Below are 20,519 nucleotides of genomic sequence, written 5' to 3'. Positions count from 1 at the left end.
ATACATGAATGAAAAACTAATTCTCGCTCTTGACCAGGGAACAACTTCCTCCAGAGCGATTCTCTTCAATCACAGTGGAGAAATAGAATATGTATCTCAAAAAGATTTCAGACAAATATTTCCTACTCCGGGTTGGGTAGAACACGATCCCAATGAAATTTGGTCTTCACAAATCTCCGTAGCAGCAGAAATTATCGCGAAAGCAGGAATCTCCGGACTTGAAGTTGCAGCTATCGGAATTACCAATCAACGTGAAACAACAATCGTTTGGGATAAGGAAACCGGTGAGCCCATCTACAATGCAATTGTATGGCAGGACCGCAGAACTTCAAAATATTGTGATGAACTGAAAGAGCAGGGACATGCAGAAACGATCAAAGAAAAAACAGGACTTGTTCTGGATGCCTACTTTTCAGCAACCAAATTAAAATGGATTCTTGATCATGTAGAAGGAGCAAGACAAAAAGCTGAAGAAGGCAAATTATGTTTCGGAACCGTTGACACATGGCTTGTATGGAAGCTTACCCGTGGAAAAATGTTTATTACGGATGTTTCCAATGCCAGCAGAACAATGCTTTTAAACATTCATACACTAGAATGGGATAATGATTTATTAGAATTATTCGACATTCCTAGAAACATTCTTCCTGAAGTAAAACAAAGCAGTGAAATATATGGAGAAACTGCTACTACTCTATTCTCTACCAAAATTCCTATTGCCGGAATTGCCGGAGACCAGCAGGCTGCCTTATTCGGACAGATGTGCACTACTCCGGGAATGGTAAAAAATACCTATGGAACAGGATGCTTCTTATTAATGAACACAGGAGCAGAAGCTGTTTCTTCTAAAAACAATCTTCTTACAACAGTAGCCTGGAAAATCAATGGAGAAGTCAACTATGCACTGGAAGGAAGTGTATTTGTAGGAGGTGCAGCTATTCAATGGCTAAGAGACGGTCTTAAGCTTATCCGTTCTTCTGAGGAAGTAAACAAACTGGCTGCTTCTGTACCAGATAATGGCGGAGTTTATTTTGTACCTGCACTGACTGGTCTCGGCGCTCCTTACTGGGATCAGTATGCCCGTGGAACAATTGTAGGAATTACCCGAGGTACCACTGATGCACATATTGCAAGAGCCACACTGGAAGGAATTGCATTTCAGGTTTATGATATTGTAAAAGCTATGGAAGCCGATTCCGGAACAGCCAGTCTTGAATTAAGAGTAGATGGCGGCGCCTCTGCCAGCGATCTTCTAATGCAGATACAGTCTGACCTTTTCGGATTTAAAATCACAAGGCCAAAAACATTGGAAACCACTGCACTTGGAGCTGCCTATCTTGCCGGACTTGCAGTAGGATACTGGAAAAGTATAGACGAAATCCAGGAACAGTGGATTGTAGACAAAGACTTCCACCCTCAATTAGACAGAGAAAAAGTGGATAAAATGACCCACTTCTGGAAGAAAGCGGTAAAAAGCGCTCAAAGCTGGATAGAAGATTAACTCACATATCAAAAAAAACTTATATGACCCCATTTATTGCAGAAGTTATCGGTACGATGCTTCTTATATTGTTAGGCAACGGTGTTGTAGCCAATGTTGTCTTAAAAGATACGAAAGGAAATAATTCCGGATGGATTGTGATTACTACCGCATGGGCATTAGCCGTATTTGTGGGAGTAACCGTTGCAGGGCCAATAAGTGGGGCCCATCTGAATCCGGCTGTAACGATTGGTCTTGCAGCTGCAGGGAAATTTTCATGGGATCTGGTTCCTTCTTATATCGCAGCCCAAATGATTGGAGGAATGCTGGGAGCTTTTCTGGTATGGCTGTTTCATAAAGATCACTTTGCTATTACAGAAGATGAAGGCGCGAAACTGGCTTGTTTCAGTACCACTCCAGCCATCAGAAAAACATCGTCTAACCTTATCAGCGAAATTATCGGAACATTTGTACTGGTATTCTGTGTCTTTTATTTTGCAGATCCAAGCATTTCTTTACAGGCAGATCCAACTGCTAAAGTAGGATTGGGTTCTATCGGAGCCATTCCCGTCACGTTTGTAGTTTGGGCCATCGGTTTATCTCTGGGAGGCACTACAGGATATGCTATCAATCCGGCAAGAGATCTTGCTCCAAGAATCATGCACGCCATTTTACCTGTAAAAGGAAGCAGTGATTGGGGATATGCATGGATTCCTGTAGTAGGTCCTGTTACAGGAGCTATTATCGCAGCCTTTTTATATGGATTTCTAAAATTGTAACAGATGATGAGAAAAGTCTTACAAGGAATCTTCCTTCTTGCTATAGGCACAGGAAGGTTATTTTCACAGGAAAATGGCGAAATCAAGGAAACCAAAGAAGGGAGGCTTGATTTTACGGCCAACATTCAGAACAATCACCTATGGAGAGGCCTTATTATTACCGATAAACCGGTGGTAATGGGTAATCTTTCTTATGCCTTAGACGCAGAAAAGAAATGGAAAGTAGGAATCTGGGGAGCTTCTGCATTAGCGGATGATAAAGACAATACCCATTATAAAGAGATCAATTATTATGTTCAATATTCTGACGGACGTTTTTATATTGGATTATGGGATCTTTATAATTCCAGGAATATCAATACCGCAGTGGCCGCTGATGATATCTTCAGTTATTCGCAGAGAAGAACGGCTCATATCATTGACTTAAGAACAAACTACACTTTCGGACCTTCATTCCCGATTAATATTGAAGCTGATATTATGCTCTATGGAGGAGCTAATGCAGGAGAAGTTATCCTTGAAGCCGACGGAAGCTATAAGAAAAACAGATATTCTACTTACATTCAGGCAAGTTATCCTGTTATTAAAGGGCAGAAAGTAAATCTGGATGCATTTGTAGGAGCAGGATTTGCTCTCAACGACAAAACATTCCTGTATGGCAATGGTAAAAACAGTTTCGACATTGTAAATGTAGGTCTAAAGGCTGGAAAAGTGGTGAAGATCACTGATCATTACAGCCTTCCTGTATCAATGATGGCTATGTGGAATCCATCCAATAAGTATGCAAGAATTCAGCTTGCAGCAACCGTTTTTTAATTTGACTTTAACTAAATTATAGAAAGCCACTTCGTTTAGGAGTGGTTTTATTTTTCAAAGAATCTCCCTATCAACGGATTAGATTTGCCTCTTCAAAATAACCAATCTGTACGGTATATCTTTTACAGTTTACAATAACCGTATTTTTACGGTCGATGTTTTGCTTAAATATCTTTACTTTTGAAAAAAAATATCTATGAAAAAGTTTTTCAGTGTAATGATTCTGTGCATCAGTATTTTTACATGGGCACAGCAGACAGAAGTTCCTTTTATTGGATACAGAGCTTTTGATATTATGAAGGGATATAGTGGCACTGGCACTCCTCACTATTATCTGGATGTAAAAAATAATGGGGATGTCCATTTTGGATATGTCCAGGTGAATCAGGCTAGCGGAGAAGAAACAACGGAGGAGATCAATGCAGGAAAATATGCTCCGAATAAGGTAATGAAAGTGGTTTTTAAAAAATATGAGGAAACATTTTTCTTGAAATTCGATAAAGAAAAAATTTACCTTACCGATGAACAAGGAAATGTTAAGAATCTTGAAGGCTGCTGCTCATCTTCTGATAGCATCAAAAAAGAAACTTGTACCTGCGAAAGCGAATTTTTCAAGTAGTATAATAATATATAGAGAAAGCCATTCCATTTGGGATGGTTTTCTTGTTGTTGGGAACCACCCCGTCAAATTATAAATTTGCCACCCCTCCGGAGGAGGGGAATAGTTATACAATCTACTGCATTGGAACAAGTCATAGTACGTAAATACGATATTCTTTTGCTTCTTACCTTTAATCACCGGGATTTTACGGTTTATATTCTGCCAAAATATCTTTAATTTTGAAGGGTGATTTACACCAATGAAACATTTTAAAATTTTATTTCTACTTCTTCTCTTTCTTACTGTATCATGCAACAGGAAAGAGCATCATTCTTACACATTTTATTACTGGAAAACCAAACTGAAGCTTGACAATGCAGAAAAGAAAGCGTTGGATAAAGCCTCAATTCCTTATTTATATACCAGATTCTTTGATGTAGATAAAGTAAACGGAAAATTTCAGCCGGTGGCAGTGATTACCAAAGACCAAAGTTTTCAGACAGACAAGCAGATTGTTCCTACAGTTTTCATTACCAATCAGACGTTACTGGGCATTTCTGCGGAAGAGATCAAATTCCTGGCAGAAAGCATTCATTTATTGGTTCAAAAGAAAACAGAAGAATATCAACTGAAAACTTATCCTGAAATTCAAATCGACTGTGACTGGACTGCCGGAACACGGAACGATTATTTTAAATTTCTGAAGGAACTGAAGAGAGTTTCCGGAAAAGAAATTACCTGCACACTTCGTCTTCATCAGGTGAAGGATAAGAAACAAACCGGGATTCCTCCTGTGGAAAAAGTATATCTGATGTGCTACTCTACTTCTTCGCCATTGGAAAAGTCTGATAAGAATTCTATTCTGGATGTGAATATCTTAAAAAGCTATCTTTCAAAAATTGAAGAGTATCCTATCAAAAAAATTGAAGTCGCCCTTCCTATTTATTCATGGGGAATTGTCACCAACCATTTGGAAAAACATAAACTCATCAATGCTTTATCCAAAAGAGATCTGGAAAATCCGAATTTCAAAAAGATATCCGACTCTGAAATTGAGGTTCTGAAAGACGGATTCTACTTTGGAAGTTATTTAAACAAAGGCTTCAAAATAAAGGTAGAAGAAATAGCTAAAGAACAGCTTGAAGAAGTAGTTTCGTTTTTGGAGAAAAAAATTCCACACTTTACTATTATTTATTATCAATTAGATAGTAAATTTGTGTTAGATCGGAAATTTTAAATCTCCCTGAGACAGAGACCTGCCAACGGCCAGAACCAAACCATACAATATTAAAACTAAAAACACTACACACCCTATGAAAAAGTATATTCTTTCACTTGCGGTTGTATCACTTTTCTATACACAATCTGATGCCTGCGCGTGGTCAGATCCTGATTATGATTACTTCAACCTTTTTACGCAAACCATTATCAAGGACAAAGCGTATCTTCCTTTTCTGCACAACTATTCAAGCAGGTTTTATGGAGGTTACAACTCATCATTGATCCCTGATGACAATGTGGAAACATGGAAAAAGTTTTTTAATAATCAGCTCAGTTATTCTGAAACCCAGAATCTGGTGTATAAGATCAGCATGAACGACCTGAATGCTTTAAAGAACGGAAATCCCACAAATCCTCTTTTACAAAAGCTGGGTACAGGATTTTATTCAAAATATAAAGAGGCTATTGATTATTTAATTGAAGCCAAATATCTTGAGCCTTTTATGAGCATCAATTATGTTGAAAGTGAGAATTCATTTTATTACGACAGAGATGCCAGCAGAAAAAATGCAACAGCTCTTGATTATCATAAAACTATTGCCGCCTTAACTTCTTTGTACAATGCGGCAAGAAATCCCGAAATCAAACAACGTTACGGGTATCAGCTGGTTCGTCTGAATCATTATACAAGAAACTATGATTCTGCAGTACAGGCTTTCAAAACTTATGTGGCTCCCATAAAATTAAAAGGATCGGTTTACTTTATGTCTCTGGATCAACTGGCAGGAGCCCAAAGAGGATTGGAAATGAACAGTGATGCCAACTGGAACTTCTTTCAGGTATTCATGAATAGTAAAGACCGTAAGGAATCTGCATTTGTTTCTATGAAGCTTTCTGATACGGCATCTTTCAGCAATATCATGAAAAGAGCCAATACGAATGAAGAAAAGAATATGGCTTATTTCCTTTTAGGATATGAAGACTTCAACAATCCCATTCCGATGATGGAAAAGATGTATGAAATCAATCCTGATTCTGAAATCCTGAAAGTAATGGCTGCCAGAAGTATCAATGAGCTTGAAAGAAGCTATCTGCCTACGTATTACTATACTTCGGAGGCTCAAAAGGTATCGGCAAAAGAAAATTCTGCGGACAATGCTGCAAAAAACAATTCTACAACTCAAACGAAACCTGAAGTAAAGGAAGAAAAACTTTCTTTCTGGCAGAAAATTGTAAGGTTCTTTAAAAATCTTTTCGGTGGTTCGAAATCTGAAAAAACAGGTGATAGTGCTAAAGCTGATCAAAGTGATGATGAGTTATTCAGTAATCCTGACCGAATTCCATTCTATAACAGAACAGGTTATTATTACGATGAAAAAACACAGGATTTCCTTGATGATCTGGAGAAATTCACTGGTAAAACAAAAGAAAAATCCAAAGATGAATACTGGCAGATTGCCGATGCTTATCTCAAATTTTTAAAGAAAGATTACAAAGGAAGCTCTGAAATTCTGGACGACATCAAAACAGCTAACCCTGAATATCTGGAGGAAATCAAAAGAATGAAAGTCCTGAATGATATTGTTTCCCAGCCTAAAATTGATGCAGAATATGAAGATCACCTGATGAAAGATTATGCGGAATATTTCGTAGAGAAAAAAGTAAAAAAAGACACCGCTGCTACAGATAATTTCGATTATTATGGTGAAGTGCCTTCTACTGCAGACTTCCTTAAAGATGTTATTGCTAACCGTTACTTCCTTCAGGGAGAAGACGGAAAATCTTTCCTGATGAACAATAAGCTCTCTGATCTCCAGTACAATCCAAATTCCAACTTAGTGAAAAGTGTGGAAGAGTTTTACAGAAAGCCCAATAAAACTCAGTTTGAACAACAGATCATTGCCAAAAACATGGACAGCGTAGGCAATATTGATGCCTTCTTCAGTACCATTTATGGAGACAGAGCCATGAGGCTTGCCGATTTTGAAAAGGCAAAAGCTTATTATGGAAAAGCAAAAAGCTTTGCAGGTATTCCAAGACAGAATTATGAATGGACAGAAAAGAATGGTCAGACCATCACTCCAAAACAATATGCACCTGCAGAGTATGACGGATTTAAAAACATTTCAAATCTGGTATTCGGACATAATGTTTGGGAGAGTTTCGGAAGTCCTGATGCTGAAAGTATGAAAGCCGAAAACTATACAGATTTCCCTTTCATCAAAACAAGTATGGATAAACTTGAACTGGCAGACGCACTGATTCAACTTAAAAAGATTGGAAACGGAACGGATGAAAAAGCAGCAAAAGCCAACCAGCTTATCGGAAACTTATTGTACAACACCTCCATTTTAGGCTATTACCGTCAATTGTTTGTTATGGATATTGATAACAGCAACGGAGGTAAATACGACTTCTGGAATACGGACAGAAAGAATCCTTATAAGTATTATTATAAAAACTTCCTTGATACCTCTTATATTGAACCTGACAATTTTGATCTGTCTATCAATTATTATCAAAAAGCACTTAAGCTTTCCAATAATAAAGAAGAAAAAGCAAGAATCCTATTCCAGATGGCAAGTGCTGAACAGGGTAAATATTACCAGTATGAAGCGAAAGCTCCAAAAGATTTTGATTATTCAGATCCGAAATGGTCTGAAAAAGAAGACGCCCGCCAAAAGGAAATGGACCAACTTAAAAACCAGAAATACAGAACCTACTTTGCTCAACTGAAAGCTCAGTATTCTGACACTGAAACAACGAAGAGCCTTATGGGCAGCTGTAGTTATTTCAGTTATTTCATGAGATAATATCTTCCATAAAAAAACCTCTGAGTGATCAGAGGTTTTTATTTTGGTATTTTTACCGTATTATTTTTTCACAAATTTAGTGGTGCTCTTCTCTTCTTTATTATTGATTGTAATAAAGTAGATTCCTTTAACCAGTGTTCTTACATTAATTTTACCCTCTCCTATGGTTCCTTTTGCAATCACCTGTCCCGGAGCATTGAAAATTTCATAAGAAGCGTTTGAAGAAACATTCATGACATTCAATACATCTTCTACCGGGTTCGGATAAATCTTAACAGATTTGGTACTTCCAGCTTCAGAAACAGCCAATAGACTGGATACGGTAGCCTGCTTCGCTGCGTAGAAAACATTTCCGATTGCAGAAACTCTCAGGTGAATTGTTTTTCCGGCTAAAGATGCAGGAATGAAAACACTTGCCGATCCGTTATTTGGTACTGATGCCGCCAGATCACTCCAGGTTACTCCACCATCTTCTGTATAATCAATTTTAACATTCGCTACATTATACGGAGAAGCCGTAGTTCCGGAAACCGTCCATGCAATAGTAGAGTTTGCATTAGGAGTCAGTGATGTTGTATTAACGGTAAACGCAGCCGCATTCCCTACAACGACAGTCTGTGTAGCATAAGCAGTCTGAGCCTGTCCTCCCGGTTTATTATCTCTTACCGTTACCCGGAAGTTTGTTGTTCTTGCTACTGTACTGGCAGCTTCAAAATCTGTTGTATTTTTTACCGCACCACCAAGCACGGTAGCCAGTTTTGGAAAATATCTTGTAGGACTTACAGTAGGTGCCCAGGATCTGAAATTTGCTCCTGAACTTGTATTTCCAATGTTATTTTTGGTTACTCCATTGCCTAAACTACTTGGATTTACCTGTTCCCAGCAATAGGTCATTGCATCTCCATCCGGATCTGCAGCTGATGCTGTTAACACAAATGCTGTAGATTTCGGAATGGTATAAGTAGCAGGCATTGCTGTAACCACAGGTGGGTTATTGGTAATCGGAGTTTCAATATCTGCCGTTACAGAAGCAAGATTGGTCTGTACCTGCTCAATACTTACATTATGAAAATATACATCGGAATGCTTTTGTACATCTGTATTTGGACCTGTAATCCCTGCATATCCCATGATCGTAGACCCTGAACCTGGTTCTACTTCCTGATTCAGAAAATTTTCGTAGAAACTGTATGTATGGGAATCTCCCAATTGGTGTCCTATTTCATGCGCTACAAAATCAATATCAAAAGCGTCTCCACTTGGTGGTAATTGAGCGGTACTGTTTTGGTTCCATGTTCCACCAGCGTAATAATCTATTCCAGGGGAAGTATATCCACTTCCTTTATAATTGCCTGGAGAAGGTGAGTTTTGACAATTAGGATCAATACTTGTAGAGGTATCATTACTTCCGATACAACCGATGCAACCGGCACTTCCACCGCCACCTGTTGCTCCAAATAAATGTCCTATATCAAAATCTGCATCTGTAACACCGTATGCTCCTCCATGTAATGTATTCATCAATTCATTATTCCATTTGCACATAAGACTGGACTCGCTATAAGGATCATTGGCAGCATCCGTAAATATCAGGTTGGGAGCATTAATCGCATTAACATGTACATTAAATTCTTTTTCAAGTACACCATTCACTCTTGATAAGGTAGCATTTATTTGGGTAAGAGCACCTGCTGCCCCTCCAAAGAAAGCAGTATATTCCCCTGTTACGGACATTGCCAGTCTAAGAGTATGGAATGTTTTATTATTTGATTTTGCTGTAGATCCGGAGCTCATAAGCTTCTGCATTCTGGCAACAGCTTCTTTATCTTCTTTTGTATTACACACAAATGCATGTCCGTTCTTATTAGTCTTCCCATGAACGGAATAATAAGACTTATCAGACGTTGCAGGTTCTATAAATTCATATTGCCCGTCGGCACCAATAATCATAGACTGGAAATCATTGGGAGCAACGCTGAACCGGATGTATTTGGTTGGATCATCAGTTCCAATCCCTACATAAGAGCCCAACTGGTATTTATTTGCCAAAGCTTCATCCATAACCGGAAAACTGTTGACTGTAAATTTTTCTATTTTTCCATTAAGAGTAGGAATACTGATAGTGATGGGAGAACCTTCACCCACTTTAGGAGCTCTTAGTAACTGCGTTCTTATCTGGTCAATATCAAGCTGGTAGTAAACAGAACGATCACTCTTTTTTATTATTTTCTGTTGAGGCAACCCTCTGCTCCATTGTGCATTTGCTGATATTGCGAACAATAATACCGGCAAGCAAAATAATTTTGTTTTCATATATTTTTTTTCAATAAATGTAGATATTTATCAAAAAAAATACTAAAAATCAGATGAAAAATCAAAAACAAGCCCGAAAACCACCATAACACCCATTAAAAAATTAAAAATAAACCACAATATTTAAAATATTAAGAAAATTTTTAATCAATTCTTTTTTTGTTCCCGCTTTTGCAGCCATTCTTCATGTTTTCTTTTGAAGAATTCATATTTGTAATCCTGGTTTCTTTGTGCCGCATCTATGGAATGAGATGTATGAATATCGGCATCTTTTTTGGCAAGCTGCCCCAGTTTTTCATAATAGATGTGGAGCTGATCAAGTTCTGCTTCTGTAAGGTCTTCAATATCTACAATACGGTTGCTTGCTTTTTCATGAGCGGCAATGAGTTCATTCAGTTTGATCTGTATGGCTTTGGAATCTTTGTTCTGAGCTTTCTGAATCAGAAATACCATCAGGAAGGTAATGATTGTTGTTCCGGTATTGATGACAAGCTGCCAGGTTTCAGAATAATCGAAAAAAGGTCCGGAAACTGCCCATACTACTACAATAAGAAAAGCGCCCATAAAAGCATATGGACTTCCTGTAAATTTTACAGCCCAGTTTGAAAATTTTTCAAAAAAACTATGGTTCTTTTTTTCCATGATTGTCATTTTATATGAGTGATTAAATGTATAAAATTAACAGGAATCAGGAATCATAAATACAAACAAAAACATTAAGACAATACTACTGTCTTAATGTTTTCTAATTAAAATTGATATGAATGTTTGAAATATATTATTTGATTTTTCCTGAAAAACGATTTTCAAGGTTTTGTTTTTCTTCTGCTATCATGCTTTTACCGATGTGAGGAGGTGAAAAAACTTTTGGATAATATGTAGTATTCCAATGCTCCTTCCAGGGTGAAATGTTACCCCAAGAATACATACTTGTAGGGTCTTTATAATGTTTTTCAATATTTTCTCTTGCTGTTTTCAGTTCTTCTTCAGACAAATGTTCTTCGGAACATGAAGCTAAACCAGCTGTGGCAATCAATACTAAGAATACTATTCTGGTAATTTTCATTATATTTTTTTGATTTAGAATTTATAGTTTACCTGTACAGCAAAGTTTCTAGGCTGAATCTGATCAATGTATCCTCCTCTGAAATAAGAATTATATCCTACTGAATCAAAGATGTTATTAAAGAATCCTCTTAATCCTAATCCATTTTTGAAGGAATATCCTATCTGGGCATCTACCGTAGTATATTGCGGCATGAAGAAAGGTTTTTCTCCTGGCTGAGTTCCATTCACATGGCCATTTTCTGTATTGGTATATTGTTGTTTATAGTCATCCACTGGTCTTTGTCCAACAAAATAGATTCCGGCTCCTACGTCAAGGCTTGTTAACATCCCTGTATCGAATTTATAGTTCAGCCATGCATTAGCAGAATGCTTAGGGGTATTAATAGGTGCTGAACCATTCACAAATGAAGGGCTGTCTTCATATTGTGCGTCCACATAAGCCCATCCCGTCATCACTTGTAGGTTGGGAAGAATTTTACCTATCAATTCAACTTCAACACCCTGTCTTTTTAAGTTACCGGCAAGGGCATATTTTCCGGTAGGATTTCCACCATCAAGAAGTTCATATGATAAATTATCTGTCTTGATATCAAAAAGAGTTACATTAAATCTTAATCTTTCATTCAGCCAGTCTGATTTAATTCCAGCCTCCCATTGTTTTGTAGTAGATGCTCCTACAGTCCCTCCGCTAAACAATACATTATTGGAACTTCTCAACGCGGTAGTGCTTGTATAGGAACCAAATATGTTCATATTTTCAATCGGAGAAATCATAATCCCCAATGAAGGATTCCAGGCGTAGTCTTTTTCTTTATCCGAGCCAATGAGTCTGCTGTAACGAACTCCTAAATGAGCTTTAATATACTTATTAAAAGTAATGACATCCTGTGCCATTAACCCCATTGTAGGTGCTACTGTATTAATAGCATTAGCTGTTGATAAGTCTATATTAACTCCTGCAGGAAGAATATTGTTGATTTCATTCAGGACATTGATCTGGTCAACATCTTTAGCTTTATACGAAGTGGTTGTAACATTAGATTCTTTCCAGTCAAAACCTACCTGAAAAGTATGTTTCATGAATCCTGTCATGACATCGGCTCCAATAAAATCGAACTGAAATACTTTATTTAAATCCTCTCTATCAGATCGAGTTAATGTTCTGTTACGGAACTCTGTGGGATTATCTCTCTTTAAAGGAGCGAGCGCTGCACCTACAATTTCAGTCTGATAAGATGAGCTCATATAAGCCGCCCTTAATTTCAATTTCTCAGTCAGCTTTCGTGTAACCGTTGTTGAGAAGTTGAATGTTTCGGTCTTTGCCTTATCTGTAGAAAATCCAAGGAATTTTCTTCCCGGCATTTTGTATATTGCCTCAGTATCTCCTTTGGCAAGGTTTACAGTTCCTCTATCCGGTGTTGTATTATTATGCATATAATCCATTTCTACCACAATCTCAGTTTTATCGTCCGGGCGGATGGCAATGGATGGATTTACGTAAATACGTTCTGTATTAATAAATCTTCTGAAGCTATTATTATTTTGGTACGCTGCGTTTAGTCTGACAGCAACTTTACCCTGAGAATCTAATACTCTCTGGAAGTCAACTGTTGGTCTATAGAAATCCCAGCTTCCGTATCTGAAGCCAACATTAGTCTGATTGATAAATTTAGGAACTTTAGTGACCACATTAATCACTCCACCTGCAGAACCTAAACCGTCACCTATTCCCTGTGTTACAGCCGCAGATCCTTTAATTATCTGAATACTTTCTATTCCCTGCATATCAGTAAGCATTCCTGCAGTACGGAAATCAGAATCCATCTGAACCCCGTTCTTTAAAACCGGAACTCCTCTGTATCCTCTGATAGACATACTTTCTCTGGTTCCGCCATAGCTACCGAATTGAGTTACTCCAGGAACATTCTTTGCAACGTCTGTAACCGTTAACCCTCCTAGATCCTCAATTACTTTATGGGAGATTACTGAAATACTCTGAATCTGATCTCTGGTTTTTAATGGCAATCTTGTGATTGTCTCCAAACCTTGTGGTTGCTTTTTTCTTTCACCGAATAATTCTACTTCGTCAATTTCCTTCGACTTTTTAATAGAATCATTAACTTTCTGTGCATTTACAAAAACCCCACCTAACACAAGCAGAGAAAAGGATACTACTTTATTCATCTGATAATTTTTTGCAAAATTATTATTTTTATTCATTCTAAATAAATAAACAAGAGTGACATATGTCACCTGAAAAAGAAGTATTAATATCAGATCATTAATCTTATCCTACGACCCATTATAATCTCCAAACAGATTCATAACATCATTAAAGGTTATTCCTCCAACGTCTTTTATGGTTATAGAAAGTACAATGCAAAAAAAGCAGATTTGAAGGTTTTCCAATCTGCTTTTGATCGTTTTGATTCCGTTAAGCAATCACCAAAAAAAATCCGTTCCTAAAAAGGAACGGATTTGTATAATCATTGCAAAGTATGCATTTATCACACTTTAATTTCAACGTCTACACCTGAAGGAAGTTCTAATTTCATTAGAGCATCAACAGTTTTAGAAGAAGAAGAGTAGATATCCATTAGTCTCTTGTGAGCTGAAAGTTGGAACTGCTCTCTTGCTTTCTTGTTTACGTGCGGAGATCTCAATACTGTGAAGATTCTCTTATTCGTTGGCAATGGAATTGGACCGTTTACAACAGCACCAGTAGCCTTTACCGTTTTTACGATTTTCTCAGCAGACTTGTCTACCAAGTTGTAATCGTAAGATTTTAGTTTTATTCTGATTCTTTGTGACATTTCTTTAATTTAAAAATTAACCTTTTGCTTTAGCTATGATTTCTTCAGCAACGTTTTGTGGAGTAGCTTGGTACTTCTCTAATTCCATAGAAGAAGTAGCTCTTCCTGATGAAAGTGTTCTTAGAGTAGTTACATATCCAAACATTTCAGAAAGTGGAACAGAACCTTTGATTACAACAGCACCGTTTTTCTCTTCCTGACCACTGATAGTACCTCTTCTTTTGTTAAGGTCACCAATGATGTTACCCATATATTCTTCCGGAGTTACAACTTCCAGTTTCATAATAGGCTCCATAATTACTGGCTTAGCAGCACGTCCCGCTTCTTTAAATCCTAATTTAGCAGCCATTTCAAATGAAAGAGCATCAGAATCCACCGCGTGGAAAGATCCGTCTTTAAGAATAACTTTAATACCTTCAACTTCGAAACCAGCCAAAGGACCGTTTTTCATTGCAGCTTTAAAGCCTTTTTCAATTGCAGGAACAAATTCTCTAGGAACGTTACCACCTTTGATCTCATTGATGAATTCTAAACCAATTTTACCTTCTTCTGCAGGTCCTAGTTCAAATACAATGTCAGCAAATTTACCTTTACCACCAGATTGTTTTTTGTAAACTTCTCTGTGTTGAGCAACTTTTGTTAAGTTTTCTTTGTACTCTACCTGAGGTTGTCCTTGGTTTACTTCAACCTTGAATTCTCTCTTCATACGGTCAACAATGATATCTAAGTGAAGTTCACCCATACCAGAGATGATCGTTTGTCCAGAAGCTTCGTCAGTTCTAACCGTAAACGTTGGATCTTCTTCAGCCAATTTAGCTAGAGCGTTACCCATTTTATCCTGGTCAGCTTTAGTTTTAGGCTCAACAGCGATACCAATTACCGGATCAGGGAAAACCATCGATTCAAGAACGATTGGGTTTTTCTCGTCACACATTGTATCACCAGTCTTGATAGACTTGAATCCTACCGCTGCACCAATATCACCAGCTTCAATATATTCTACTGGGTTTTGCTTGTTAGCGTGCATCTGATAGATTCTAGAGATTCTTTCTTTATCTCCTGAACGAGTGTTCAAGATATAAGAACCAGCATCCAGTCTTCCAGAGTATGCTCTGAAGAATGCTAATCTTCCCACGAACGGGTCAGTAGCAATCTTAAATGCTAGAGCAGAGAAAGGCTCATCTACAGATGGCTTTCTTGTAATTTCAGCATCTGTTCTTGGGTCAGTACCTTTGATATCATCTTTATCCAATGGAGAAGGCAAGTATTTACATACTGCATCCAACATAAACTGTACTCCTTTATTCTTGAATGAAGAACCACAAGTCATTGGGATAATAGATAAATCGATAGTAGCAGCTCTCAATGCAGCATTAATTTCTTCTTCTGTAATTGAATCCGGATCTTCGAAGAATTTCTCCATCAAAGTTTCGTCATATTCAGAAACAGCTTCTACTAATTTCTCTCTGTATTCAAGAACTTCATCTTTCATGTCTTCAGGAATTGGCACTACTTCGAAAGTAGCTCCTTGTCCTGCTTCATCCCAGATGATCGCTCTGTTTTTAATTAAGTCAACAACACCTTTGAAATCTTCTTCAGCACCGATTGGTAAAACGATTGGAACTGCGTTAGATCCTAACATTTCTTTAACCTGGTTTACCACGTTAAGGAAGTCAGCACCTTGTCTATCCATTTTGTTTACAAATCCCATTCTTGCAACTTTGTAGTTGTCAGCAAGTCTCCAGTTTGTTTCAGACTGAGGCTCTACTCCATCTACTGCAGAGAATAAGAATACCAATCCATCCAATACTCTTAAAGATCTGTTTACCTCTACTGTGAAGTCAACGTGTCCCGGTGTATCAATGATGTTGAAGTGGTAAGGTTTAGTATCAGCAACAGGTTTTCCTTGATCTGTTGGAAAGTTCCAAGAACAAGTGGTAGCTGCAGAAGTAATAGTAATACCTCTTTCTGCTTCCTGCTCCATCCAGTCCATTGTAGAAGCACCATCGTGAACTTCTCCAATTTTGTGGTTTACCCCTGTGTAGAATAGAATCCTTTCTGTAGTGGTAGTCTTACCTGCATCAATGTGAGCAGCGATACCAATATTTCTTGTAAATTTAAGATCTCTTCCCATTTCAGATTAGAATTTGAAGTGTGAGAAAGCCTTGTTAGCTTCCGCCATTTTGTGAGTATCAGATTTCTTTTTGAAAGCAGCACCTTCTTCTCTTGAAGCAGCTACAACTTCGTTAGCTAATTTCAAAGCCATAGACTTATCATTTCTAGCTTTAGAATATTTGATTAACCATTTCATTGCCATAGAAATCTTTCTATCAGCTCTGATTGGCATAGGGATTTGGAAGTTAGCTCCACCTACTCTTCTAGAACGTACTTCTACGTGAGGCATTACATTTGTAAGTGCATCTTTCCAGATTTCAAGTGCAGTTTTTTCGTTATCTCCTTTTTTAGTTTCTACGATCTCTAATGCATCATAGAAAATTTTGAATGCGATAGACTTCTTACCGTCTAGCATTAAGTTGTTTACGAATCTCGTTACCAATTGATCATTAAATTTCGGATCTGGTAACAACGGTCTTTTTTTCGCTTTTGTCTTTCTCATTGCTTTTGTACCTTATTTAATGATTATTTTTTCTTTCCTTTTGCAGGAGCTGCAGCAGCTTGTCCTGGTTTAGGTCTCTTAGCTCCGTACTTAGATCTTCTCTGAGTTCTTCCATTTACACCAGCGGTGTCTAATGCACCTCTTACGATGTGGTAACGTACTCCCGGTAGGTCTTTCACCCTTCCGCCTCTAACCAATACTATCGAGTGCTCTTGAAGATTATGTCCTTCGCCCGGGATATAGGCGTTAACTTCTTTACCGTTTGAAAGTCTTACCCTTGCTACTTTTCTAAGTGCAGAGTTAGGTTTCTTAGGTGTAGTAGTATATACTCTCGTACATACTCCACGTCTTTGTGGACAAGAATCAAGGGCAGCCGATTTGCTCTTCTTGGCAAGCGTGGCTCTTCCTTTTCTTACTAATTGTTGAATAGTAGGCATTTAATTGCTTTTTATTTTAGGGTGCAAAAATAGTAATATTTTTTTAATCTGCAAATACTTATATAAAAATTAAAATCAAATACTTACATCCCAAATCAATCACATTTCATAAGTACCATTATGGAAGTACAATCTACATGCGGAAAAAGAGACAGAAAAATTTATATTTTGGAGCTTTAAAAATGGATATTAAATAATTATGAAATTTATCTTTTTAAAGATGATATATAAAATTTTTCATTGTAAACAGATTCCGGACTCCTTCTCCGATATATCCAAACTATATTTAAAAACTTTCTTATAGTTATCATCTATTAATAATCAGAGGTGTTCGGCACGATATTTCGTAAATTTGAAGTATACAAAATAATAAACGATCTATCACATCAACAAAGCCTCGTCCTATACTTAATAGAAGCTGTGATTGTATACGACCATAAAAAAATAAATATATACATATGAAAAACGCAAGTATTATTGGCCTTAAAGAAGCCGACTGCAAAAACATTTCAGAAAAATTAAATGTACTGTTAGCGAACTATTCTGTATTCTATCAGAACACCAGAGGCTCTCACTGGAATATTAAAGGAGAACAGTTCTTCACCCTTCACCCAAAGTTTGAAGAATTGTATAACAGTCTGGTTTTAAAAATTGATGAAATTGCAGAAAGAATTCTTACCCTGGGAGCTACTCCTGCACATAATTATTCTGATTATTTAAAGGTAGCAACCATTAAAGAAAGTAAAGAAGTGACAGACGGTACTAAAAGTGTTGAGCAGATTCTTAATTCATTTAAAGTAGTCATTGATCTCCAGAGAGAACTTTTAGACATTACAGATAAAGCTGGAGATGAAGGCACCAACTCTCAGATGAGCGACTATATTACGGAACAGGAGAAAGAAGTTTGGATGTACAATTCTTATCTTGGAAAATAACTCCATCAAAAGCATGGAAATATTTCAAAAAAATCGCCTTACATTTAGGCGATTTTTATTTTTTATTTTTATATTTGCGTTAAAATTACACATATTATGAACGGCGTAAGATTAAACTCTATTCTCGATAATGATTTCTATAAAATAACCATGCAGAATGCAGTGGTAAAACTATTCCCGGGTTCTATTGTAAAATATGAATTTATCAACAGGGGAAAACACCACTTTCCGGATGGATTTGATGCCGCTTTAAGAGAGGCCGTTAATAAGATGGCTGAACTTAAACTTACGAAAGACGAGAAAAAGTTCATGGCGAGAACCTGTCCTTATATAGATCTTCCTTATCTTGATTTTTTAGAAGGGTATCATTATGATCCATCCGAAGTAAAAATACATCAGGAAGGAGGCGATCTTTCTGTTACGGTGGAGGGTCTTTGGTACAGAACCATCCTCTGGGAAGTTCCCTTGCTTGCACTGATCAGTGAGCTGCATTATGAAATGAACCACATGGAAAGAGATTCTAATGAGGTCGTAATGAGCAAGACGATAGAAAAAGCAGATTCACTAGGCAGACTTGGAGTAACATTTGCAGAATTTGGAACCAGAAGAAGACATTCTTATAAGGTACAGAATCTGGTGATGGAAGCTTTGACCCAGAAAAAAGAATCAACTTTTATAGGAAGTTCAAATGTTCATTTTGCTATGAAGTATGGCGTAAAGCCTATCGGAACACACGCACACGAGTGGTTTATGTTCCATGCCGCTGAATATGGATTCAAAATGGCCAATGAAATGGCACTGGAACATTGGGTAGATGTCTACAGAGGTGATCTTGGAGTTGCCCTGTCTGATACTTATACTACTGATGTTTTCTTCCAGCAGTTTGACAAAAAATTTGCAAAACTTTTTGACGGGGTGCGTCATGACAGTGGTGATGCTTTAGAATTTGCAGACAAAACCATTGCACACTATCAAAGAAATGGCATTAATCCTATGTTTAAATATATTATTTTTTCTGATGCATTAAATCTTGAAAAAGTAGAAGAAATCACCAATTACTGCAGAGGGAAAATTGGGATCTCATTCGGAATCGGAACCAACCTTACCAATGATGTGGGATTAAAACCAATGAACATTGTGATGAAACTCATCGGTGTACAGGCTCCCAATAAAGAATGGATTCCTACTGTAAAACTTTCTGACGAACACGGTAAATATACAGGCGATCCAAAGATGATTGAACTGGCGAAAGAATTTTTAAGAATAAAAGATTAAAATAAACTCATCTGAACAATAAGATAAACCTCGTATCCATCGAGGTTTTTTTGTATCATGCCCTCATTTGAAATTCAATTCAAAAATCTTTAAGATTTTATTATATTTATCAAAATAAAACAAGATGAAATCAAAAAATTTACTCATTGTAGGTCTCCTCCTATCAGCATTATCTTTTGCTCAGGAAAAGAAAGCAGATAAACCTAAATACAATCAGGAATTGGCAACATCTTTAGGGGCTGACAAATATGGAATGAAACCTTATACTATTGTCATGCTGACGACAGGTACCGCTAAGATTGAAGATAAAGCCAAAATGGGCGAGCTCATGAAAGGGCACATGACCAATATCGGGAAACTGGCTGATGAAGGTAAAATTGTTGTCGCCGGCCCTTTCCTCGAAAAGAATAAAGAAAACTACCGCGGCATGTTTATTTTCAATACCAAATCTAAAGAAGAAGCCGAACAATGGGTAAAAACAGATCCTGCAGTTCAGGCTGGTGTTTTCAGTTATGAAATTTTCCCATGGTATGGTTCTGCTGCCCTGCCTTTATATCTTAAACATCATGATGAAGTTGCAAAAGAAAATCCTTAATAAACAAGAAATCCCTCAATTGAGGGATTTTTTATTAATCAAAACAGATATACGGTTTTCTTGGGGGATAACAACAGTAAGGATTACTGCAGAATATGTATCCTGCCGGACAACCTCCATCTACGGGTGCCTCACAAGCTAATGCTGCACCACCCAAAACAGTTTTTAACTCTTTTCTGTTTAAGCTTTTTAGATTTTTCATGATTAATTTAGTTTAATTTAGTTTCCTACTCTTGAAGATTTTCGGATTCCTCTTTTTATCTCTCTTTATATGGAATTAAATATACGGTTTATTTTTAAAAATTCTGAATTTCAGATCATTATCATAAAAAAAACAATTATTTTAAGAAATACATCTTGTCACAATGAATTAATTTAATTATTTTAGCTCAAAAGCAATATACCTTACATAACTCACTGTAAATAAGTGATAAACCAATATCATAATTAAAAATTAAACCATGAAAAAGAACTTAACAAAACTTTTAAGAACAGATTTGAAAAATGTATTCGGAGGAACTCTTTATCCTGCAGAATGTCCCGGAGGATGCCATGGTGAAGGCATGATCAGATGTCCTGACGGCACCACTACTATGACTAATTTTATATGCATGGGAGGAACCTGTCAACCGGCAGCCATGTGCAAACCATTGGTTCTTGAACCTTTTCCAGATCCGATTATCATCACCCCGTAATCTGATGAATAAAAAAAAGAGACTGTTTTTCCGACAGTCTCTTTTTTTTACAATTATAATT

Annotated in this window: 19 protein-coding genes; 10 read left to right on the top strand and 9 right to left on the bottom strand. The window is 37.1% G+C overall.

Going from position 1 to position 20,519, the window contains the following annotated elements:
- Positions 1–4 precede the first annotated feature (4 nt).
- The 6 genes from glpK (at position 5) to ACWPWS_RS23895 (ending at position 7,710) form a co-directional block, all read left to right on the top strand.
- Positions 5–1,501: a glycerol kinase GlpK gene (gene glpK, locus ACWPWS_RS23920; RefSeq protein ID WP_454048155.1), complete on the top strand. Its 1,497-nt coding sequence runs from the start codon at positions 5–7 to the stop codon at positions 1,499–1,501.
- Between the two features lie 5 nt (positions 1,502–1,506).
- Complete coding sequence (locus ACWPWS_RS23915; protein ID WP_454048211.1) at positions 1,507–2,259, top strand: MIP/aquaporin family protein; 753 nt, start codon at positions 1,507–1,509, stop codon at positions 2,257–2,259.
- Between the two features lie 3 nt (positions 2,260–2,262).
- On the top strand, positions 2,263–3,075 hold the full coding sequence (locus tag ACWPWS_RS23910) for a hypothetical protein (RefSeq protein WP_454048154.1): 813 nt from the start codon (positions 2,263–2,265) through the stop codon (positions 3,073–3,075).
- 196 nt (positions 3,076–3,271) lie between these two features.
- A complete protein-coding gene (locus ACWPWS_RS23905) occupies positions 3,272–3,694 on the top strand; it encodes a hypothetical protein (protein ID WP_454048153.1) in 423 nt (140 codons plus the stop codon).
- A gap of 241 nt (positions 3,695–3,935) precedes the next feature.
- Entirely contained in the window at positions 3,936–4,913 is a 978-nt protein-coding gene (locus ACWPWS_RS23900) for a hypothetical protein (protein WP_454048152.1), read from the top strand.
- A gap of 76 nt (positions 4,914–4,989) precedes the next feature.
- Entirely contained in the window at positions 4,990–7,710 is a 2,721-nt protein-coding gene (locus tag ACWPWS_RS23895) for a hypothetical protein (RefSeq protein ID WP_454048151.1), read from the top strand.
- 60 nt (positions 7,711–7,770) lie between these two features.
- On the opposite strand, the gene ACWPWS_RS23890 is transcribed toward ACWPWS_RS23895, so the two are convergent.
- From ACWPWS_RS23890 to rpsL, 8 genes are all read right to left on the bottom strand, one after another.
- A complete protein-coding gene (locus ACWPWS_RS23890; protein WP_454048150.1) occupies positions 7,771–10,023 on the bottom strand; it encodes a reprolysin-like metallopeptidase in 2,253 nt (750 codons plus the stop codon).
- A gap of 147 nt (positions 10,024–10,170) precedes the next feature.
- Complete coding sequence (locus tag ACWPWS_RS23885) at positions 10,171–10,665, bottom strand: low affinity iron permease family protein (protein WP_454048149.1); 495 nt, start codon at positions 10,663–10,665, stop codon at positions 10,171–10,173.
- Positions 10,666–10,801: 136 nt separating this feature from the next.
- Positions 10,802–11,089 carry a hypothetical protein gene (locus ACWPWS_RS23880; protein ID WP_454048148.1) on the bottom strand — a complete coding sequence of 96 codons (288 nt, stop codon included), beginning with the start codon at positions 11,087–11,089 and terminating at the stop codon, positions 10,802–10,804.
- 14 nt (positions 11,090–11,103) lie between these two features.
- The gene (locus tag ACWPWS_RS23875) at positions 11,104–13,275 is read right to left on the bottom strand and encodes a TonB-dependent siderophore receptor (RefSeq protein WP_454048147.1); all 2,172 of its coding nucleotides are present in this window, start codon (positions 13,273–13,275) and stop codon (positions 11,104–11,106) included.
- Between the two features lie 323 nt (positions 13,276–13,598).
- Positions 13,599–13,904 carry a 30S ribosomal protein S10 gene (rpsJ, locus tag ACWPWS_RS23870; RefSeq protein ID WP_002661363.1) on the bottom strand — a complete coding sequence of 102 codons (306 nt, stop codon included), beginning with the start codon at positions 13,902–13,904 and terminating at the stop codon, positions 13,599–13,601.
- Positions 13,905–13,920: 16 nt separating this feature from the next.
- Positions 13,921–16,038 carry an elongation factor G gene (fusA, locus tag ACWPWS_RS23865; protein WP_105683319.1) on the bottom strand — a complete coding sequence of 706 codons (2,118 nt, stop codon included), beginning with the start codon at positions 16,036–16,038 and terminating at the stop codon, positions 13,921–13,923.
- A 6-nt stretch (positions 16,039–16,044) separates the two neighbouring features.
- Entirely contained in the window at positions 16,045–16,521 is a 477-nt protein-coding gene (gene rpsG / locus ACWPWS_RS23860) for a 30S ribosomal protein S7 (protein WP_034694654.1), read from the bottom strand.
- A gap of 23 nt (positions 16,522–16,544) precedes the next feature.
- Positions 16,545–16,958 (bottom strand): 30S ribosomal protein S12, encoded by a 414-nt coding sequence (gene rpsL, locus ACWPWS_RS23855; RefSeq protein WP_002983146.1) that lies wholly within the window; start codon positions 16,956–16,958, stop codon positions 16,545–16,547.
- Positions 16,959–17,416: 458 nt separating this feature from the next.
- Here rpsL and ACWPWS_RS23850 point away from each other — a divergent pair, with 458 nt between their 5' ends.
- The 3 genes from ACWPWS_RS23850 to ACWPWS_RS23840 all read left to right on the top strand — a co-directional run bounded on the left by ACWPWS_RS23850 (position 17,417) and on the right by ACWPWS_RS23840 (position 19,763).
- Positions 17,417–17,893, top strand: a complete 477-nt coding sequence (locus ACWPWS_RS23850) for a Dps family protein (RefSeq protein ID WP_105683318.1) — start codon at positions 17,417–17,419, stop codon at positions 17,891–17,893.
- Between the two features lie 96 nt (positions 17,894–17,989).
- Positions 17,990–19,168, top strand: coding sequence for a nicotinate phosphoribosyltransferase (gene pncB, locus ACWPWS_RS23845; protein WP_209786175.1), 1,179 nt, complete (start codon positions 17,990–17,992; stop codon positions 19,166–19,168).
- Positions 19,169–19,292: 124 nt separating this feature from the next.
- Positions 19,293–19,763, top strand: a complete 471-nt coding sequence (locus ACWPWS_RS23840) for a YciI family protein (RefSeq protein WP_454048146.1) — start codon at positions 19,293–19,295, stop codon at positions 19,761–19,763.
- A 34-nt stretch (positions 19,764–19,797) separates the two neighbouring features.
- Here ACWPWS_RS23840 and ACWPWS_RS23835 read toward each other — a convergent pair whose 3' ends face one another.
- A complete protein-coding gene (locus tag ACWPWS_RS23835) occupies positions 19,798–19,965 on the bottom strand; it encodes a bacteriocin-like protein (RefSeq protein WP_156121331.1) in 168 nt (55 codons plus the stop codon).
- A 259-nt stretch (positions 19,966–20,224) separates the two neighbouring features.
- Between ACWPWS_RS23835 and ACWPWS_RS23830 the strand changes: the two genes are divergently transcribed.
- Complete coding sequence (locus ACWPWS_RS23830) at positions 20,225–20,458, top strand: hypothetical protein (protein ID WP_105683314.1); 234 nt, start codon at positions 20,225–20,227, stop codon at positions 20,456–20,458.
- Positions 20,459–20,519 lie beyond the last annotated feature (61 nt).

Source organism: Chryseobacterium sp. Marseille-Q8038, from assembly GCF_965111995.1.
Note: the sequence above shows the minus strand (reverse complement) of the source record. Positions and strands in the feature narration are given on the sequence as shown.

Excerpts from the sequence above, each read along its gene's own strand:
- glpK (WP_454048155.1), top strand. The coding sequence starts at position 5 with ATGAATGAAAAACTAATTCTCGCTCTTGACCAGGGAACAACTTCCTCC.
- ACWPWS_RS23910 (WP_454048154.1), top strand. The coding sequence starts at position 2,263 with ATGATGAGAAAAGTCTTACAAGGAATCTTCCTTCTTGCTATAGGCACA.
- ACWPWS_RS23905 (WP_454048153.1), top strand. The coding sequence starts at position 3,272 with ATGAAAAAGTTTTTCAGTGTAATGATTCTGTGCATCAGTATTTTTACA.
- ACWPWS_RS23900 (WP_454048152.1), top strand. The coding sequence starts at position 3,936 with ATGAAACATTTTAAAATTTTATTTCTACTTCTTCTCTTTCTTACTGTA.
- ACWPWS_RS23895 (WP_454048151.1), top strand. The coding sequence starts at position 4,990 with ATGAAAAAGTATATTCTTTCACTTGCGGTTGTATCACTTTTCTATACA.
- ACWPWS_RS23890 (WP_454048150.1), bottom strand. The coding sequence starts at position 10,023 with ATGAAAACAAAATTATTTTGCTTGCCGGTATTATTGTTCGCAATATCA.
- ACWPWS_RS23885 (WP_454048149.1), bottom strand. The coding sequence starts at position 10,665 with ATGGAAAAAAAGAACCATAGTTTTTTTGAAAAATTTTCAAACTGGGCT.
- ACWPWS_RS23880 (WP_454048148.1), bottom strand. The coding sequence starts at position 11,089 with ATGAAAATTACCAGAATAGTATTCTTAGTATTGATTGCCACAGCTGGT.
- ACWPWS_RS23875 (WP_454048147.1), bottom strand. The coding sequence starts at position 13,275 with ATGAATAAAGTAGTATCCTTTTCTCTGCTTGTGTTAGGTGGGGTTTTT.
- rpsJ (WP_002661363.1), bottom strand. The coding sequence starts at position 13,904 with ATGTCACAAAGAATCAGAATAAAACTAAAATCTTACGATTACAACTTG.
- fusA (WP_105683319.1), bottom strand. The coding sequence starts at position 16,038 with ATGGGAAGAGATCTTAAATTTACAAGAAATATTGGTATCGCTGCTCAC.
- rpsG (WP_034694654.1), bottom strand. The coding sequence starts at position 16,521 with ATGAGAAAGACAAAAGCGAAAAAAAGACCGTTGTTACCAGATCCGAAA.
- rpsL (WP_002983146.1), bottom strand. The coding sequence starts at position 16,958 with ATGCCTACTATTCAACAATTAGTAAGAAAAGGAAGAGCCACGCTTGCC.
- ACWPWS_RS23850 (WP_105683318.1), top strand. The coding sequence starts at position 17,417 with ATGAAAAACGCAAGTATTATTGGCCTTAAAGAAGCCGACTGCAAAAAC.
- pncB (WP_209786175.1), top strand. The coding sequence starts at position 17,990 with ATGAACGGCGTAAGATTAAACTCTATTCTCGATAATGATTTCTATAAA.
- ACWPWS_RS23840 (WP_454048146.1), top strand. The coding sequence starts at position 19,293 with ATGAAATCAAAAAATTTACTCATTGTAGGTCTCCTCCTATCAGCATTA.
- ACWPWS_RS23835 (WP_156121331.1), bottom strand. The coding sequence starts at position 19,965 with ATGAAAAATCTAAAAAGCTTAAACAGAAAAGAGTTAAAAACTGTTTTG.
- ACWPWS_RS23830 (WP_105683314.1), top strand. The coding sequence starts at position 20,225 with ATGAAAAAGAACTTAACAAAACTTTTAAGAACAGATTTGAAAAATGTA.